Raw genomic sequence first — 15,930 nt, forward strand, 5'->3', positions numbered from 1 at the left:
AATAGTTCCGGCAAAAATCATGTATTGAAATGGAGGAAGAATCATGAAGAAGACCGTGTTCCTATTATTTTTACTGCTCTTTGTCATTACAGCAGCAGGATTGTCAGTCTATGCCAAAATGGACAGTAAGCCGGCGTCCCAGGCGACACCAAATTCCAGCCAAAGCGATCATGTCATCCGGGCGTACGGACCGGGCGGACCACTTGGACCGTTCAAGGAAGCTGCTGAACATTTTTCAGCTGAAACCGGAATCAAGGTGGAAGTAACAGCCGGACCGGAGGGCAAATGGATCGGCCAGGCGAAACAAGATGCAGATCTTATTTTCGGCGGTTCCGAGTATATGCTGCAGGACTTCATCCTTAACCACCCTGAAATGATCGAAACGAAAACACGTACGGAGCTTTACCCGCGTGCTGCAGGGATACTGGTGAGGAAAGGAAATCCTAAGAAGATTGAAAGCCTGGAGGATTTAACGAAAAAGGGAGTAAAAATCATCGACGTGAACGGGGCGGGCCAGCTTGGCCTATGGGAAGACCTGGCAGGCAGAAAAGGGCTGATCGACGGCATTTCCCAAAATATTAACCTTTCTGTACAGTCGAGTGCCGAAGCCATTGAACGATGGAAATCGAATTCCAGCCTGGATGCCTGGATTACCTACGAATCATGGCATTACCGGCTCCAGGATGTGACCGACCTGGTCGAACTGCCCGAAGAAGAAAAGCTCTATCGCGGAACGCCGATCGCCCTGACGAAAATCACCGATCAGAAAAAAGAGGCACAGCAATTTATTGATTATCTAAGAACGGAAGAATCTCATCAAATCTTTAAAAAATGGGGCTGGAAGTAGTATTTTCATAAGACAGCTGCAGCAATAAAAGGCCAACCAGAATACTGGTTGGCTCCTCGTGCGAAGAAGAACATCGACAACCTGTTCTTCTTCGTTCCCCGAATTTTGCCGCTCTTCAGCCTACGTGGCTTGAACCGCCATCCGCAGGTTGGCTTGCGAGCTCTCACGGATCCCGATTTTGGAAAACATGCGTTGCTCGTGCATACTTCCGTATATGTATAAGCAGTCTAGAACATTTTCCGCGTTCCGGACCGCTTTTCACTTACTTGTTTTGCTACGGGGCGATCAACGATCGACGATCGATTTGTAATCGTTCGTATACGCAACAACTTTCGTGTTCGGATGAGCGAGAAATTTTTGGTCGCTTACTTTCCACGTATGGCTGTTATAATTTTTGCGCCGGAGCGCACAGAAATTGTATTTGTCGCCCGCATATAGCTTGAACCCAAATCTTCGACATCTTTGTAAAAATCGGACATCCTCTCCCAAGGTAACGTCCGCGAACTTCACTTTTTTCCAAACGCTCTTTTTAAAAGTGATCGTGCCTCCGGCCACATATTTTACAAACTGGTTTTCCTTCGTGAACCTTTGAATAATCACCCCTTTCCCGCTTAAATGAATATACATGGCGCGTTTCCCGACAACATCCGCGTTCGAAACGCGAAACGCTCGCATCAAGCCTTCGATATAACGGGCAGCGTAATATTCGTCATCGTCCATTTTGGCGATATAAGGATAGTTTGCCCGTGCGGTAGCGAAATTCAGACATTTCCCGAGCGATCGATAAGGGAGATAAAAAACGCGGATGTTCGGAAGTCGCCGCGCCATCGCCCGATAACGTGCCATATTCGCATGAGGGCTGTTGACGACGACGATCCATTCCTTGTTCGCCCATTTCTGCCTTTGATAATTGCGGAACATATGCTCCAGAAAACGAGGTCTTATCGAGCAAGTCACGATTGTGACTCCCGGTTGTCGTGTGCGGCTTGCAGGTTCCATCCTGAACACCTCCTATCCATGGTCCTTAGAGTCATTTTCGTCATCAGCCCCGCAGCCGTATCACCTCAAACGCCTCCGCATAATCCTCATAGATGTGGTTGCCGCGGAATTTCGCTTTATACAGCAGGCTTTGGGCATGGACCGGATGCCGCGGGTTCTCCATCTGGGTTTGGTAAGCTTTCAGCGCATCCATCTTGCGCGTCATTTCGTCTTCGCTTAGCGGGATGTACAGTTGGGGGCGAAAATCCAGCTCGCCGTCCGTCTCATAAACGTATACCGTACCGTTCCAGTAATAGGGACGGGTCGCCGCAACGGCTGCTCTGTGGAGCGCTTCATGATCCTGATGCTTCGTGATGGATGGGATGTAGATGACGGTAGGGTCAAAATCGGCGATTTGTTTTTCGATTTGATCGACGAGCGTAGCGCGAGGCATCACATCGAGCATGCTATCGTAAGCAGGCTTGTCGGATTCATCCAAGAATAAGATACGGTAATCGGACACGCCTAGAATCGTCATCGCTTGTTTCAGCTCTTCCAATCGGGTGTTCCCTTGATAAGAAGCGTAAGCGGCCAAATCCTTTTTGTAACGTTTCGACCGTTTGATCCGAAAGGTGGCAATGACCACTCTCACTGGACATTGACGGCTTATATATTTTTGAATGACCCCGCCGCAGCCTAACGTTTCATCGTCCGCATGGGGAGCCAGAATCATCACTCTTTGCTTTTCGTACGCAATACCTTCCAATGAGCTTCACCTTCCTCTCTTCGTACTGCCTTTCACCTGTCGGCAGCTCTATCTATAATGTATGGCGGCATAATCGGAGATTCCTATGCTCCATCCTATTTATAACGGATTTGGTTACTCATCCGAAGCGGCAAACCCGGGTGGCGACTATATTGATAATAAACGGCTGAAATGAGTGATCCATCATGAAACCGACCATCCGCGTTTTGTTAACGGGAGCAGGCTCCCCGGCCGCCCCCGGTGTTATCCGGTCGCTCCGCGCAGCCGGCGATTTCGATTGCTATCTCTATGGCATGGACCCGAACCCCGACTCCCCGGGGTTTCATCTGGTCGATGCCTATGCCATTGGTCCGAAAGCTGCGGACGATGATTTTGTCCCGGAGATTATCCGGGTGTGCGGCGAACAAAAGATCGATCTCTTGTTTTCGCTCGTGACGGGCGAGCTGATCCTGCTGTCGGCCATCCAGGAAGATCTGAGACGGCTAGGTACGCATGTGTCGGTTTCTTCGGTCGACGCTTTGCGCAAGTCCATCCAAAAAGACGTCCTCTACCACGAGCTTCAGCAGGCCGGCATGGCGGTGCCTGCGTTTCAGGCCGTACAGACGGGAGAACAGCTGAAGGAGGCGATTGCCGCGTTAGGATTTCCCGACAGACCGGTATGCTTCAAGCCTACCGTTTCCGACGGAAGCCGGGGCTTTCACATTCTCGATGCATCCGTCGACCGGTTCGGGCTGCTGTTCCGGGAAAAGCCGAATTCCGCTTATGTGAGCCAAAGCGAGCTGTACCGCATTATCGAAGGCCGTGACACACTGCCGGAGCTGCTTGTAATGGAGTATCTGCCATACGAAGAATACAGCGTGGATCTGCTCGCGGACCACGGCCGCGTTATCGTGGCGGTACCGCGTTTGCGGCAAGCGACAACAGGAGGCATTACGACCCGAAGCATCATCCGGCAAGAGCAGGACGTTATCGATTACGCCTCGGACGCCGTCCGTCATCTTGGACTGCATGGCAATATCGGGGTACAGGTTCGAAGGGACATCAATCGTCAGCCGAAGATCGTGGAAATCAACCCGCGCATCCAAGGGACGATCGTCCATTGTACCGCGGCAGGCGTCAATTTGCCCGCGCTTGCGGCAAAGCTGGCGCTAAGCCTGCCGATTGACGAGGAGGAGCTGTCCATACAATGGGGGACGCGCATGGTGCGTTATTGGGAGGAGGTATTCTACGATGCTCACGGATCTTCATATGCACTCTAACTATTCGGACGGCCTCCATACGCCGGAAGAGATGATCGAAGCCGCCATCGGGATCGGCTATGAAGCCGTCGCGATCACCGATCACGTCTGGCGGACAAGCGCCTGGGTCCCTGCCTATGCAAACCATTTGGAGCGGCTAAAGCTGACGTACCGGAACAAAATTCGCGTCTACTCCGGCATCGAAGCGAAGGTTCTGACGCTGGACGGCGACATCGATGCCGATCCTTCCTTCTATCCGCTCGTCGATCTTGTATTGGGATCGATTCACCGCATTCCGAAGCCCGGCGGGTTTTATGCGTCAGCCGAAGCCGCCCATACGCCAAAAAGCCATATCGCGGAGCATTGGCTCACCGCGTTCGACGGCATGCTGAGCAACCCGAACGTGGATATCATCGCCCATCCGTTGTCCGAGCTAGCGAAATTCGGCATCGACAGCGACATGCTGCCCATTCCGCAAATCGCCGACCGGATCGCCTTATCCGGCAAAATTCTGGAGCTGAACGTCCGGTACAACTCCCCTGACGAGCCGATCATCCGCCATGCGGCGGAACGCGGCGTTTCGTTCCTCATCTCCTCCGACAGCCATTCCGTCGACGCTCTCGTCCGGAACAGCCGGCTCGTTCGGGCTTATTCGGAGCGCGGCTTCCGGATCGCCGACGTACCGCGTTATCTGGCGGATAAAGCTACATGACGTCAACACAATATACCTTTTGATACAGGAAACGGCTGCCGCGAGGCAACCGTTCTTGCATGCAGAAAAAATTTGGCATGATTTCGGGGACGAAAGGAAAGATTAACGGTTAGAATCCAGCGGAAAGGTTGGTCATATGGAAGCAGCAACGACGATTTATGAAAAAGTCGGCGGAGAGCCTGCCATCAGTAAAGTGGTTGATTACTTCTACGAGCTGATTTTGGCCGACGATACCGTGAATCATTTTTTTCGAAATACGGATATGGAAAAACAAAGAAGACATCAAACCAAATTTATTAGTTTTGCGTTAGGCGGACCGAATCAGTATTCCGGGTTATCGATGGCGAAAGCACATCAAGGCATGAATTTGCAGCCGGTACACTTCGATGCGATCGCGAAGCATCTTCACGATGCTCTTGCGCATTTTGGCGTCAGCGAAGCCGATATCGATCAAGTCATCGCCCATGTTGCTACTTTGAAGGACGACATCCTCTATAAGTAACCGACGCGATGCACGAGCTGAAAGCTGAAAACGATATTGCGAACGGCTGCCTTGCGGCAGCCGTTTTTGCATGATCATGAAGCTTTAGAAACCGGCTTTGACCCAGTCAGGCCTCCAAGGAGGATCATGGAGTAAACCCACAATAACCAAGCGGAAAACCAATAAAGGTCGGATTCCGGTAAATTCGGAAGCACGTATGGGTGCAAGCCTGTACTGAACACATCGAGGATCATTCCCGGAACGGCGATGAGCAGCGCTGCTTTCGGGCGGTCTTCGGATGAGATTTTTCTATGATTGAACAAACCTTTCAGGATAAGCATCATGCCGGGAGCTACCACGAACAATAACCAGATCAATGGCTTATCGGGATTGATCAGCTCATCGCCCCATATTCGAAAAAGCAATGTTGCCGCTAACCATAGCAAGAAGCCGACATAGACAAAAAACCGCATGATTTAGCCCCTTTCAAGATTTGTTATCCGAATGGCCGGACATGAATTTCGAAACATACGCGGTCAGCTCGGAGTAGATTTCTTCTGCCGGGAAATCGGGATTCAGCAAGGCTTGAAGGGCCAAGCCGTCGATTAGCGCATTGATCATGATCGCCTGGTTTTTTAACGATATGCCCGAACTGTCCGAAGCCGGGGGGAGTTCCTCCAAAATCGCAGCGACATGTGAATTTTCGCGTTCCGTCATTTCGCGCAGCCGTTCCCGCAACGATGGATTTTGCAAACTATGTACGGCAAGCGAGTAAAACAAGGTGTGGTAAAAGGAATCATAAGCACAACGGTCGCGGGCGCCCTCCAGAGCCCGAATCATCGTTTCTTCAAGGTTCTCGGCCGTTTGGAGGTTCCGGACGGATTGCCAGGATTCATCACATACGGATTGCACGATTTCGAGCATCAGTTGTTCCTTCGTCCGAAAATGATAATAAACGGTTCCCTGCGTGACTCCGGCGCCTTGAGCCACCGCGCTGAAGGTCAGCTTGTCGAGACCTTTTTCTTGAATGCATCTTTGGGCGGATTCAATTAACTCCTGCTTTGTTACAATATTCGGTTTCGCCATAATATCACATCACCTTATTAAGTTATACAACTAACTAACTTGAATTAATCTTAGTTTACCATATCGTAGCGAAAAGGAACAATGGATTTTGCCAGGTCGGGCAATACTACCATTTGAGGTGAAGAATTTCAAATGAAACTGTTAACGATTTTGTTCCTAATGCTTGCTGGTCTTTCCCCGATACATCTAGCTAAGGCACAAGCCGACTCGACCCTCTATTGGAAAAATGGATTGCAAACTGAATCGCTCACAATGCATGACGTTACATCCATGCAAGTCGTTCGTTTGTCTGGAAAAGGGCCTTCACGGTTATTTCAAAAATCGGATGGATACCAGTAGCTCTAAACAACAAAGATGTCGTGATCATTGAACCTACATATAGGTGTGTTTTCGAAAGTAATACGAAGACATGCACGACAGAAAATAGCCATGTCGTATACACCCGGAATCATTTAAAAATTAGATTGATTTCGCAAGAACTTTACGATTGGCTCCTGGCAGGATGGAAGTATGAAATCGACGGGCCCTCCAAAGAAGAGCTGCTTGAAGAAACGTTGTATACACAATACTTTTCCGAAATCGGCAAAGCTTTCCCGGATTTCACCATGTGTCCTCGGATTGATAGCATCGAACGAATAAATGGCGATACTCGCAGGCATATCGTTCATGCAAGTGCGTTAAATTATGCAGGACACCATGCTTCTTCATACGATAAAATCAATATTTCTTTGATTGTCTCCCCCGAATATGGTGCGAGAATCGTTAAGGTAATGAAACAAAAACATATTTCCGAAAAAGAAAGCCTCAAGCAATGCAGAGGATGACTGGTGTTAAAGATAGAGCCGTTACGGCAAGAGCGGATAACGTATCGGCAGTCTCTCCGCTCTTGTTTTTGCGTTTTTAACCGATCCAGTGCGACGGGCGCGTGAGCGACGGCGGTAGCTTGGTGTTGGCATCGCCCTTCGCCGCGTTCAACTGGGCTTGGATGAGGAATATACTCCCGGTGAGGTCGGCCCCGCTAAGATCGGCATCCCGGAAATCGGCCCCGAGCAGATCGGCCGCTCTCAGGTCGGCTTTTCTAAGGTCAGCTGCAATGAGGTAGGCCCCTCTCAGGTTCGCGCCTCGGAGGTCGGCCCCTCGAAGATTGGCGCCCATGAGGTCGGCTCCGCGGGTCACCTTGCGCTTGGGGGAGCCCTTCTGCCTGCGCAGCGCTTCGGCCCGCGCAAGTTCGCTGGCCTTCTGGAGCAGATCGCCGACCCCCGCCCGGAGTGCCGCCACGTCCAGCTCCATCAGAGCGTCGGAACTGAGGCGAGTGAGCCGTTCCGTCTTCTCGATCGCCAAGCGGAGCGAAGCGTGGATCGAACGGGCCGGCTGTAGTGTCAACGCTTCGGTCAAATACCAGAGCATCTCGTGAAGCTGCCGCATGATCGGGAGCACCTCGAACATCGGTTTCGCGGTTTCCGGGGCTTGCCGCCAGTCACGGCCGCCGAAGGTGCCCTGGGAAACCTTCTGTCCTGCGCCGAAGCAATCATATACCGTGCAGCCTCGAAAGCCCCGCTTTCGAAGGTCAGTATGAATGCCGCAGCGGAAATCGGCTTGCAGGTTCGGGCAAGGCTGGCCGGCGACTTTGTCGATGGCGAAATCCGCCGTTGCTGCGAAGGGGAGCGCCACGCAGCATAAGCCGAAGCAATTCTCGCAGTCTGCCATCAGACTGCGGCGGCTCTCGTCGGGGATAAACTCCAATATTTCGTGATTCTCGGACATTGTATCGTTTCCTTCCGTTCATTGATTTCACTAACTCATATCGTATTACCGAATATTTTGTCAGTCAAATGTAAAATAAGACGCATCGGAATCCCGATACGTCTCTTTGTCATTCTTGAACGCAGCCCGGTTAGGACTTCAGCCATCCTCTCAGCAACTAGGCCCTTCTTGTGACCCGGGAATCAAGAGGATATAATATGGATTAAATCATAGCCCTGGCGAAGATCAGGTAGGAGCGAAATTATGGATCCGAAAACAAGGTATGAGCAAGAACGAAACGACAATAAACTGCAGCGCGAGCTGCATATTATAGAAGCTGCGGAACGCGTGTTTGCCGACAAAGGCATCGAAAAAGCGACGATGCACGACATCGCCAAAGAGGTCAATATCGGCATCGCAACATTATTCCGCTATTTTCCGAAAAAAGAAAAGCTCATCGTCACCATCGCCACCAAACAAATCGAAAAAGTGCTTGCCGTATTTCAATCGGTCAGCGAGCAGCCCGTTTCTTGCATCGAGAAGCTGGAGCGTTTATTCGATTTTTTCTGCGTGCCTCTGGTCGAAAAAGACGATCGGTATATCAAATTCCTTGAAGATTTCGAGAATTACGCCGCGCATTCGCAGGTGCCGCTGGAGGGTATCGAGGGTTTCAACAACCTGTACCGCAAAGTATCCCAAGTGTTCCAGTCGATTATCCAGGACGGCGTTCGGGACGGCTCCTTGCGCCCCGGCCTGCCTGTGAGAGAGACGCTGACGACCGTCGTCAACGCGTTCGCCATGTTCTCCAGGAAGCTGTCGCTGCAACGCAATATTCTTATGCTGGAGCCGGATCTGGAGCCGGAAAACCAGCTTGCCGTCTTGAAAAAGATTTTAATGGAATATTTGCGGGCTTAACCCAAGATCGATCCTATCCTCTATGAAACAGGTGTGCACATACAGATGGATATCATGTCTTACATGACCGAAGAAAACCTAAGAAATTTCCTGGAATATTTCCGCTCGTTCGGGCCGCTGCCCGGCATTGCGCTAACGTTCCTGAAATCGTTTATCCCGCCGCTGCCTACCCTCGTCATCGTCGGCGTGAACGCAGCCGTCTACGGCTTGTGGCTCGGCTTCCTCTATTCGTGGATCGGCATCGTGAGCGGTTGCGTCGTGACCTTCCTCATCATCCGCAAAGTGGCGCAGCACCGGTATTTTGTCCGGATGGCGCAAAAGCCGAAAATCGAAAAAAGCATCCGATGGGTGCGACGCAACGCGTTCAGCTATGTCTTTCTACTGAGCATTTTTCCTTTTGGCCCCTTCGTCATCGTCAATATCGCCGCCGCCCTGTCGGGCATGAAGCTGCGTTCGTTCTTTATCGCGGCGGCCTTCGGCAAGGCGATTATGGTATTTTCCGTTTCGTATATCGGGTACGACCTGGAACGTTACATTCACAACCCGATCGAGATCGCGTATGTCGTTGTTTTTATCGTGCTATCACTTCTAATCAGCAAAAAAATTGAGGCGTACTTCTCGAAGGGGGATAACGAGAGGGCCAGAGAATAAGTGTAAGGGCCAATCCGACGGAAAAAGGCCGCGATCTCACAGCCCCACCCCCGACTTTCTATCCGTTCCGTATCATCCGATCTTCCGCAAAGCCCTGCGGATCAGATCGTATACGTCATGGCCGTCGTCGAATAAATCGGTCAGCGCATAAAATAAATGAATCATGCCGGCATACCGTTTCATCGTGACCTCGACGCCGCTTTCCGCAAGCTTCCGCCCGTACCGTTCGCCCTCATCGCGTAGCGGGTCGTACTCCGCGGTTACGATGAGCGCCGGCGGCAGCCCTTCTAGATTGCCGAGCAGCGGCGAAGCGAGCGGATTCGTCCGATCCTCCGCATTCGGCAAGTAATGCTCTGCGCAATAATCGAGCAATGCCGACGTCAGGAAATAACCTTCGCCATACGCGCGCTTCGATTCGTAGTCGCCGGACCAATCGGTTAGCGGGCACAACAGAATCTGAGAAGTGACCTTAAACGTTCCCTCATTGCGCGCGACCTGAGCCGCAACCGCCGCCAAATTCGCCCCGGCGCTTTCGCCGGCTACTGCGATCCGGTCCGGATCCAGGCCAAGCGAAGCGGCTTGTTCGTACACCCATTGCGCGGCATAAATCGCTTCGTGGGCCGCAACGGGAAAAGGAAACTCGGGTGCCAGACGGTAATCCACCGATACGACCGCATGGCCGGTTTCGGCCGCTAATTTGCCGCACATCGGATCGAAGCTGTTCATATCGTTAAAGACGAACCCGCCTCCGTGGTAGAACACAATGACGGGCAATGCCTTCCCTTCTGTCGGGCGATAAATCCTTATTGCAAGCGGCCCGTGTGGTCCGTCCAGCGTGATGTCTTCCGTTCCGGCAAGCTCGAAATTCTCGGAAATCGCCGTTGCAACGACGACCTTGCGAATCTGTTCGGGGGATAAGGTGTGCAGGCCAGGGAGCCCTTCCATCGTTTTCAGAAAATTGCGGGTTTGTTCATGCATAGCGGATACCTTCTTTCGATGTATTGTTTATAGTTCAACAATACGCGAAGGACTTACAAAATGTAAGTAGGCACTTTGAAGTGGCCTGGGAACCTGAAAGTTCCTACCTTATACCCCAATGCGCGAAACCAAGAATTAATGCACGAGCGCACGCATCGAAGTTTGGATGTATTCCGCATATCTTTTCGCCTCTTGTGCGAGATACGCATCCGTCCTTTTGTCCACTTCATAACTGACGAAAGCCGGAAGAAAGGTCCCGTTGCATTTCGTGATCGTGCTTTGAATCGGCCTCAGCAATTCGCTGATCGTGAACCAGTTATCCCCTCCCGACCGGTATCCTTTTTCCGTGCCTCCCACCGTCGTGGCGACGATATACTCCTTGCCTTGCAAATAATCGCCTCCGGGTCCAAACGCCCAACCGAATGTCAATACGTCATCGAACCATTTTTTCAATAAAGGCGGGCAGCTGTACCAATAAAAAGGGAACTGGAGCACGATCCGGTCATATTGCAGCAATAGCCGCTGCTCCTTCTCCACGTCGATTTTCCAATCGGGATATTCCTGATAAAGGTCGCGAAAGGAAATGCCGGGTTGATCTTGCAGTTCTAACGCCCATGCACGGTTGGCCCGGGAGTTGTTCAAATCGGGATGCGCAGCGATAACCATGATTTTCATGACGATCATCCTTTTCTCATTTTGTCGTAGCGTCGCGACCTACACCCCCATTATTGTCGGTAAAATCATTTTTGCAAAGTACGCTTTTTTTCCGGACTACGTCTTGCGAAACGTACCATAGACCCCGCCTGGCGCCTGCATATAGTACGGAAAATCGTACTAAGTATGATACATCATCGTACTGTCGTCTTTCCGACTGCTCTGTTAAACTGAGAATACCAAGTTGAATCGATCGGGAGTGGGAAACATGCTGGAGGAAATGCGGGATTCGGAGAGAACTCAAGGGATATTAGCCACGCTGCAGGCGATCGGCGGGAAATGGAAGCCGCTCATTTTGTTTATTTTGCTGCACGAGGGAACGAAGCGGTTCGGGGAATTGAGACGCCAGCTGCCGAATATTACGCAAGGGATGCTCACAAACCAGCTTCGCGAAATGGAGCGCGACGGACTCATCGTACGCCGGGTGTATCAAGAGATCCCGCCCAAAGTGGAATATTTCTTGTCCGATCACGGGCAAACGTTAAGCTCGGTATTGACCGATATGTGCGGATGGGGATTTCAGCATCTCGAATATATGAATCGTTCAAGCGCCGGTACGAAAAAAGAAGAGCACCATGGCGGCGCCGCAGGGGGGACCACGGGATGAATTTGGCAAAACATTCCAACACGAAACAGCCGATCATTACGACATCCAACTGTACCTACAGCAGAATGTTGGATTTGATCTCGAACAAATGGACGGTTCTCATTATTTATGCATTGGAGAACGGAAGCATGCGTTATGGGGGACTATGCAGGCAAATTGAAGGCGTGTCGAAAAAAATGCTCACCCAAACGCTGCGACAAATGGAACGGGACGGTTTCGTCCGGCGCGAAGTGACCGCATCGGTTCCCCCTATTGTCGATTATTCGCTAACCCCGCTCGGCGAAACGTTAATTGCACCGCTAAAGCATTTGACGCAATGGACCAAAGACCACTACTCGCTCGTCGATCAAGCGCGGGCCGAATTCGACAAGCATTCCGATACATTGTCGTAACCGGATCCAACAAAAAGTCATTTTTCCCCGCGATTCGTTCATACATATGGGGTAGGAAATCGCGGGAGGGGGAGCGCTATGCTAAAGCGCGGCAAAGATCATCCCGTCATCGATCCCTTTCGGGAAGACCAGCTGCATTTGCTGCTTCCCTATGTTGAAGAACGCCGTTTCCGAAGAGGAACGGCAATTTTGCGCCAAGGCGACCTAAGCGATACGTTCCATTCGATTCAATCGGGACATGTGAACGTTTATGTAGAACAAGACACAAAAGTTCAGCTCGCGGTGTTATCAAAAGGTCATTTTTTCGGAGAATGGAGCTGCTTGACGGGCGAACCTGCGGAAGCAACGGTCGAAGCGGCAGACGAAGTATGCACGTTGGCCATCGGCCGCGAAGGCTTGTTGTTCCTGATGGAGAGCCATCCCGCGTTTCGCTCGCATATGATCGAGGCGATGGCGGAGCGGATGCGGGCAGCCAAGTCGACGGGGAAAAACGAGCGTACGGAGGGCTTCGGCGGGGCCAAGCAGCTCGGCATGCATGAACCGTTTCCGAGCGGTGAGCTCGTGGGCCAAAGCATGCGCATCCGGAAAGTACGGGACGACATCGTGCGCTGTGCCATGCTGCAAGGCGCCGTTGGCATCGTAGGCGAGGAGGGCGTCGGCAAAGGCCGGGCCGCTGCGGCTATCCATGCGCTCGGATCGTCCGCGGGCGCCCCGCTGCTGCACATTAAAGTGGAAGACTTCCGCTTTGACGTATGGGAAGCGAGCTTACGCGCCGCCCAAGGCGGGGCCTTGATTCTGCGAGATGCCGGGCAGCTGCCGGACGACGTGCTGACGCGTATCGCAGCCGCCTCCGCCGGGGTTGGGGCCCTGGCTCGCGTGATCCTAACGGCAACCCGGCTTCCGCCGCTTCCGGCCGTCCAGCGGGTCGAATTGCCTCCCCTTCGCGAGCGGATGGAGGATATCCCCGACCTCGTCAGGCACTTCCTGCGCCATGCGGGCGCGGCGAGGCCGGATGAAGCGATCTCGCAAGAGGCGCTGCGCCTGCTGCGGCTGTTTCCCTTCTTGACGGGCAACGTCATGGAGCTGAAGCGCGTCATCGAAGAAGCCTTCAGCCGCAGCGGAGGCGGCATGATTCACAGCGCGCACCTCCGGCTTGGCCGGCGCAGGCGCCCCGGCGACCGGCCGACGATAGGGCTGGCGCTTGGCAGCGGAACCGTGCGCGGAACGGCGCATGTCGGCGTGCTGAAGGTGCTCGAGCAAGAAAACATCCCCGTCGATTGCATCGCCGGAACAAGCGCAGGTGCATTCATGGGAGCGCTTTACGCGGCGGGCCAGCCGATTTCCGAATTCGAACGGGTGCTGCCGACGGTCCGCTGGAGGCAGCTCGTCAAACCGATTTTGCCGCCTGCGGCCTTCGTCGACAACGGGCCGATGGCCCGGTTTATCGAGAAATATATCGGCAAAATCCACTTCGAGGACTTGCCGATTCCTTTTGCCGCCGTCGCCGCCAATGCGATCACGGGCGAGGCGCATATCCTGCGTGCCGGGCGTGTCTCGCGCGCGATCTGCGCATCAACGGCAATCCCGGGCTTCATCAAGCCGGTGCATTACCAAGGGCAAGTGCTGATGGACGGCGGGGTCGTCCATCCCGTGCCCGCAGCGCTTGTCCGCAGCATGGGCGCCGATATCGTCATCGCCGTCGACGTCAACGTCCCGACCCACACCAAAGGGCCGCCGCGCAATTTCATTACATCGATCATGAACACGATCCAAATCATGAGCGAAAAGCTCGTCCACGAAGAGCTTCAGTTGGCCGACGTCGTCATCAAGCCGCAGCTGGCACTTAGTCCGTATCAGTTCCGCAATGCGCCGAAGTTCATTGAGGCCGGCGAACAAGCCGCACGGCAAGCGCTGCCGGCCATTCGGCAGGCAATCGCCGCGTTCGAGCGCGGACGAGATTGAGCGGGGGGCGCGATTGAGCGTAGGGGCGGCTGAGCCGGTAGCGTGATTGTGCGGGCGATTGTGCCGGGGCGCGATTGAGCGGTAGATAAAATACCTGCGATCGTGCAGGTATTTTTCAAACGAAACTGTTTTTCAGAAGAAATACCTGCGATTATGCAGCAATCTCGAACGACTTCGTTCTATTTCCGAGATTTGGCGAGAAATAAGCAGGAAATGATTCATGTCCAGTAGATAGTAAAAAAATAGATGTATAATTGCAGGTTTTCACGTCCCGCTTGCTTTGCCCGCTGCAGTCGCCACCCGAAAACACGCCGCCAGACAAAAAGTGCCCATCCCCGAACGTACGATCAACTTTAACCACAGTGCAGACAGCTAGTCTGCGCCGTGGATTTTTGTTTTGTAGCGTCGTAATATTTTGAGCCACATGGCCCCGAACAGGAACAGCAGCACCGCGTTCGTCAGCGCGTGAGCCAGGTCGAAATAAAAGCTGGCCGCGAACTTGACCGCCACCTCGCGCCACGTCCCGCCGGTCGACAACAGCTCGGCAACGACGTAAATGTCCATGATCCAGCCGTAAAGGAACCCCCAGGCGAAGCCGAACAGGGCAAGCGCCACACGGTGCTGCAGCCAAGCCTGCTTGCCGAGCAGCCCGGCGGAGAAGCCGACCATGCCCCACGCCAGCATCTGCCACGGCGTCCACGGTCCTTGGCCGAAGAACAAGTTTGATACGATCGCCGTGACCGCGCCGATCATAAAGCCGCTTTCGGCGCCGAACACGAGCGCGCAGACGATAATGACGAACGTGACCGGCTTGACGTTCGGCAGCGGCGCGAACGCAATGCGGCTGACGACGGCAAGCGCCGCCATCATGGCGATGAGGACAAGCTCTCTCGCCTGCGCGCGCTTCCGCTCGAACCGCAGGAAAAACGGCGCCATCGACAGCGCGGCTGCAACGAGGCTGATCAGCACATAATGCCGGTAACCGAGCGCCGCCGTCACGGACAAGCCGACAAGCAGGACGAGAACGGCCGTCCATACGGCATATTTTATTCGCCTTCGGCGGCGGTTGTTATCGTCCATCGCTCGAGCACATCCTCTACGGTCAATGCTTGCGGCAGTAAGTGCCGAACCAGGCGGTTCACCGCCGTCGTATAGAAATAGTTATCGCCGAAAAACGGCTGCGGCGCCGCATCCGCCGTAATCGCGCCTTCGAACATCATGAGACAGCGGCCGGCGTACCTGGCGGCGAACTCGACATCGTGGGTGACGACGAACAGCGTCATTCCCTGCCGGTGCAGATCGTCCAGCTTATCGGCCAGCCGCCGCTTCGCCGTCGGATCGAGCCCTTTGGTCGGCTCGTCGAGCAGCAGCGCCTGCGGCTTTGCGAGCAGCACCGTCGCCAGCGCCGCGAGCTGGCGTTCGCCGCCGCTCAGGTCGTACGGATGCTTGGCGTGCTGCGCCTCCAAGCCGAAGTAAGCGAGCATCCGCTCCGCTTCCTCGGCAGGTCCAGCATAGCCGGCCCGCTCTGCGGCGTGCAGCAGCTCTTCCTGCACCGTGTCGTGCGCGAAATAGAGCAGCGGATTTTGCGCCAGGTAGCCGATCACGCGGAAGCGCTCGGCCTCCTTCATCTTGCCGAGCGGCGTGCCGCGCCAATCGACGCCGCCCTTCTGCGGCTTCAGCAAGCCGGCCATCACCTGCAGCAGCGTCGATTTGCCCGTGCCGTTGCCGCCGAGCAGCGCAGCGTAGTCGCCCTCGCGCACTTCCAACGACAGATGGTCGAGCACGAGCGGCTCGCCCTTGTCGTACTGGAAGCACGCTTCGCGGCAGCGGAGCAGCACGGGCCGCTGAGCAGCCGCGGCT

General features: G+C 53.8%; 18 protein-coding genes. 9 read left to right on the forward strand and 9 right to left on the reverse strand.

All coding sequences use genetic code 11. The annotated features are described in order from the left end of the window. Window positions 1–43: 43 nt before the first annotated feature. On the forward strand, window positions 44–847 hold the full coding sequence (locus tag AC0LWM_RS28885; RefSeq protein WP_474678492.1) for an extracellular solute-binding protein: 804 nt from the start codon (window positions 44–46) through the stop codon (window positions 845–847). Window positions 848–1,132: 285 nt separating this feature from the next. Here the strand turns inward: AC0LWM_RS28885 and AC0LWM_RS28890 are convergent, their stop codons facing one another. After that, complete coding sequence (locus tag AC0LWM_RS28890) at window positions 1,133–1,846, reverse strand: glycosyltransferase family 2 protein (RefSeq protein WP_474678493.1); 714 nt, start codon at window positions 1,844–1,846, stop codon at window positions 1,133–1,135. Between the two features lie 43 nt (window positions 1,847–1,889). Then, the gene (locus tag AC0LWM_RS28895) at window positions 1,890–2,591 is read right to left on the reverse strand and encodes a PIG-L deacetylase family protein (protein WP_474678494.1); all 702 of its coding nucleotides are present in this window, start codon (window positions 2,589–2,591) and stop codon (window positions 1,890–1,892) included. A gap of 185 nt (window positions 2,592–2,776) precedes the next feature. Here AC0LWM_RS28895 and AC0LWM_RS28900 point away from each other — a divergent pair, with 185 nt between their 5' ends. The 3 genes from AC0LWM_RS28900 (at window position 2,777) to AC0LWM_RS28910 (ending at window position 5,043) form a co-directional block, all read left to right on the forward strand. After that, window positions 2,777–3,850 carry an ATP-grasp domain-containing protein gene (locus AC0LWM_RS28900; RefSeq protein WP_474678495.1) on the forward strand — a complete coding sequence of 358 codons (1,074 nt, stop codon included), beginning with the start codon at window positions 2,777–2,779 and terminating at the stop codon, window positions 3,848–3,850. Beyond that, window positions 3,822–4,541, forward strand: a complete 720-nt coding sequence (locus AC0LWM_RS28905) for a PHP domain-containing protein (RefSeq protein ID WP_474678496.1) — start codon at window positions 3,822–3,824, stop codon at window positions 4,539–4,541. Before AC0LWM_RS28900 ends, AC0LWM_RS28905 begins: the two co-directional genes overlap by 29 nt. Window positions 4,542–4,677: 136 nt before the next feature. Further along, window positions 4,678–5,043: a group I truncated hemoglobin gene (locus AC0LWM_RS28910; RefSeq protein WP_474678497.1), complete on the forward strand. Its 366-nt coding sequence runs from the start codon at window positions 4,678–4,680 to the stop codon at window positions 5,041–5,043. 74 nt (window positions 5,044–5,117) lie between these two features. On the opposite strand, the gene AC0LWM_RS28915 is transcribed toward AC0LWM_RS28910, so the two are convergent. From AC0LWM_RS28915 to AC0LWM_RS28925, 3 genes are all read right to left on the reverse strand, one after another. Further along, complete coding sequence (locus AC0LWM_RS28915; protein WP_474678498.1) at window positions 5,118–5,495, reverse strand: DUF5367 family protein; 378 nt, start codon at window positions 5,493–5,495, stop codon at window positions 5,118–5,120. Between the two features lie 13 nt (window positions 5,496–5,508). Then, window positions 5,509–6,108: a TetR/AcrR family transcriptional regulator gene (locus AC0LWM_RS28920; protein WP_474678499.1), complete on the reverse strand. Its 600-nt coding sequence runs from the start codon at window positions 6,106–6,108 to the stop codon at window positions 5,509–5,511. A gap of 900 nt (window positions 6,109–7,008) precedes the next feature. After that, on the reverse strand, window positions 7,009–7,872 hold the full coding sequence (locus tag AC0LWM_RS28925; protein WP_474678500.1) for a pentapeptide repeat-containing protein: 864 nt from the start codon (window positions 7,870–7,872) through the stop codon (window positions 7,009–7,011). Between the two features lie 243 nt (window positions 7,873–8,115). Here AC0LWM_RS28925 and AC0LWM_RS28930 point away from each other — a divergent pair, with 243 nt between their 5' ends. Next, window positions 8,116–8,766: a TetR/AcrR family transcriptional regulator gene (locus tag AC0LWM_RS28930; RefSeq protein WP_474678501.1), complete on the forward strand. Its 651-nt coding sequence runs from the start codon at window positions 8,116–8,118 to the stop codon at window positions 8,764–8,766. Window positions 8,767–8,820: 54 nt separating this feature from the next. After that, window positions 8,821–9,417, forward strand: coding sequence for a TVP38/TMEM64 family protein (locus AC0LWM_RS28935; protein WP_474678511.1), 597 nt, complete (start codon window positions 8,821–8,823; stop codon window positions 9,415–9,417). A gap of 72 nt (window positions 9,418–9,489) precedes the next feature. Here the strand turns inward: AC0LWM_RS28935 and AC0LWM_RS28940 are convergent, their stop codons facing one another. Both AC0LWM_RS28940 and AC0LWM_RS28945 read right to left on the reverse strand, forming a co-directional pair. Beyond that, entirely contained in the window at window positions 9,490–10,395 is a 906-nt protein-coding gene (locus AC0LWM_RS28940) for an alpha/beta hydrolase (protein ID WP_474678502.1), read from the reverse strand. Between the two features lie 135 nt (window positions 10,396–10,530). Beyond that, window positions 10,531–11,070: an NAD(P)H-dependent oxidoreductase gene (locus AC0LWM_RS28945; RefSeq protein ID WP_474678503.1), complete on the reverse strand. Its 540-nt coding sequence runs from the start codon at window positions 11,068–11,070 to the stop codon at window positions 10,531–10,533. A gap of 247 nt (window positions 11,071–11,317) precedes the next feature. On the opposite strand from AC0LWM_RS28945, the gene AC0LWM_RS28950 reads away from it, so the two are divergent. The 3 genes from AC0LWM_RS28950 to AC0LWM_RS28960 all read left to right on the forward strand — a co-directional run bounded on the left by AC0LWM_RS28950 (window position 11,318) and on the right by AC0LWM_RS28960 (window position 14,070). Further along, complete coding sequence (locus AC0LWM_RS28950; RefSeq protein ID WP_474678504.1) at window positions 11,318–11,716, forward strand: winged helix-turn-helix transcriptional regulator; 399 nt, start codon at window positions 11,318–11,320, stop codon at window positions 11,714–11,716. Then, window positions 11,713–12,108 (forward strand): winged helix-turn-helix transcriptional regulator, encoded by a 396-nt coding sequence (locus AC0LWM_RS28955; protein WP_474678505.1) that lies wholly within the window; start codon window positions 11,713–11,715, stop codon window positions 12,106–12,108. The genes AC0LWM_RS28950 and AC0LWM_RS28955 overlap by 4 nt, the downstream gene beginning before the upstream one ends. A 78-nt stretch (window positions 12,109–12,186) precedes the next feature. Further along, window positions 12,187–14,070 (forward strand): patatin-like phospholipase family protein, encoded by a 1,884-nt coding sequence (locus AC0LWM_RS28960; protein ID WP_474678506.1) that lies wholly within the window; start codon window positions 12,187–12,189, stop codon window positions 14,068–14,070. 372 nt (window positions 14,071–14,442) lie between these two features. Here the strand turns inward: AC0LWM_RS28960 and AC0LWM_RS28965 are convergent, their stop codons facing one another. Both AC0LWM_RS28965 and AC0LWM_RS28970 read right to left on the reverse strand, forming a co-directional pair. After that, the gene (locus tag AC0LWM_RS28965) at window positions 14,443–15,150 is read right to left on the reverse strand and encodes an ECF transporter S component (RefSeq protein WP_474678507.1); all 708 of its coding nucleotides are present in this window, start codon (window positions 15,148–15,150) and stop codon (window positions 14,443–14,445) included. Continuing rightward, window positions 15,117–15,930: energy-coupling factor ABC transporter ATP-binding protein (locus AC0LWM_RS28970; RefSeq protein WP_474678508.1), on the reverse strand; the 814-nt coding region annotated here is incomplete at its 5' end. The genes AC0LWM_RS28970 and AC0LWM_RS28965, both read right to left, overlap by 34 nt.

It is taken from the genome of Paenibacillus sp. sgz302148 (assembly GCF_056120465.1).

Excerpts from the sequence above, each read along its gene's own strand:
- AC0LWM_RS28890 (WP_474678493.1), bottom strand. The coding sequence starts at position 1,846 with ATGGAACCTGCAAGCCGCACACGACAACCGGGAGTCACAATCGTGACT.
- AC0LWM_RS28925 (WP_474678500.1), bottom strand. The coding sequence starts at position 7,872 with ATGTCCGAGAATCACGAAATATTGGAGTTTATCCCCGACGAGAGCCGC.
- AC0LWM_RS28940 (WP_474678502.1), bottom strand. The coding sequence starts at position 10,395 with ATGCATGAACAAACCCGCAATTTTCTGAAAACGATGGAAGGGCTCCCT.
- AC0LWM_RS28930 (WP_474678501.1), top strand. The coding sequence starts at position 8,116 with ATGGATCCGAAAACAAGGTATGAGCAAGAACGAAACGACAATAAACTG.
- AC0LWM_RS28910 (WP_474678497.1), top strand. The coding sequence starts at position 4,678 with ATGGAAGCAGCAACGACGATTTATGAAAAAGTCGGCGGAGAGCCTGCC.
- AC0LWM_RS28905 (WP_474678496.1), top strand. The coding sequence starts at position 3,822 with ATGCTCACGGATCTTCATATGCACTCTAACTATTCGGACGGCCTCCAT.
- AC0LWM_RS28965 (WP_474678507.1), bottom strand. The coding sequence starts at position 15,150 with ATGGACGATAACAACCGCCGCCGAAGGCGAATAAAATATGCCGTATGG.
- AC0LWM_RS28885 (WP_474678492.1), top strand. The coding sequence starts at position 44 with ATGAAGAAGACCGTGTTCCTATTATTTTTACTGCTCTTTGTCATTACA.
- AC0LWM_RS28915 (WP_474678498.1), bottom strand. The coding sequence starts at position 5,495 with ATGCGGTTTTTTGTCTATGTCGGCTTCTTGCTATGGTTAGCGGCAACA.
- AC0LWM_RS28935 (WP_474678511.1), top strand. The coding sequence starts at position 8,821 with ATGTCTTACATGACCGAAGAAAACCTAAGAAATTTCCTGGAATATTTC.
- AC0LWM_RS28960 (WP_474678506.1), top strand. The coding sequence starts at position 12,187 with ATGCTAAAGCGCGGCAAAGATCATCCCGTCATCGATCCCTTTCGGGAA.
- AC0LWM_RS28920 (WP_474678499.1), bottom strand. The coding sequence starts at position 6,108 with ATGGCGAAACCGAATATTGTAACAAAGCAGGAGTTAATTGAATCCGCC.
- AC0LWM_RS28955 (WP_474678505.1), top strand. The coding sequence starts at position 11,713 with ATGAATTTGGCAAAACATTCCAACACGAAACAGCCGATCATTACGACA.
- AC0LWM_RS28945 (WP_474678503.1), bottom strand. The coding sequence starts at position 11,070 with ATGAAAATCATGGTTATCGCTGCGCATCCCGATTTGAACAACTCCCGG.
- AC0LWM_RS28950 (WP_474678504.1), top strand. The coding sequence starts at position 11,318 with ATGCTGGAGGAAATGCGGGATTCGGAGAGAACTCAAGGGATATTAGCC.
- AC0LWM_RS28900 (WP_474678495.1), top strand. The coding sequence starts at position 2,777 with ATGAAACCGACCATCCGCGTTTTGTTAACGGGAGCAGGCTCCCCGGCC.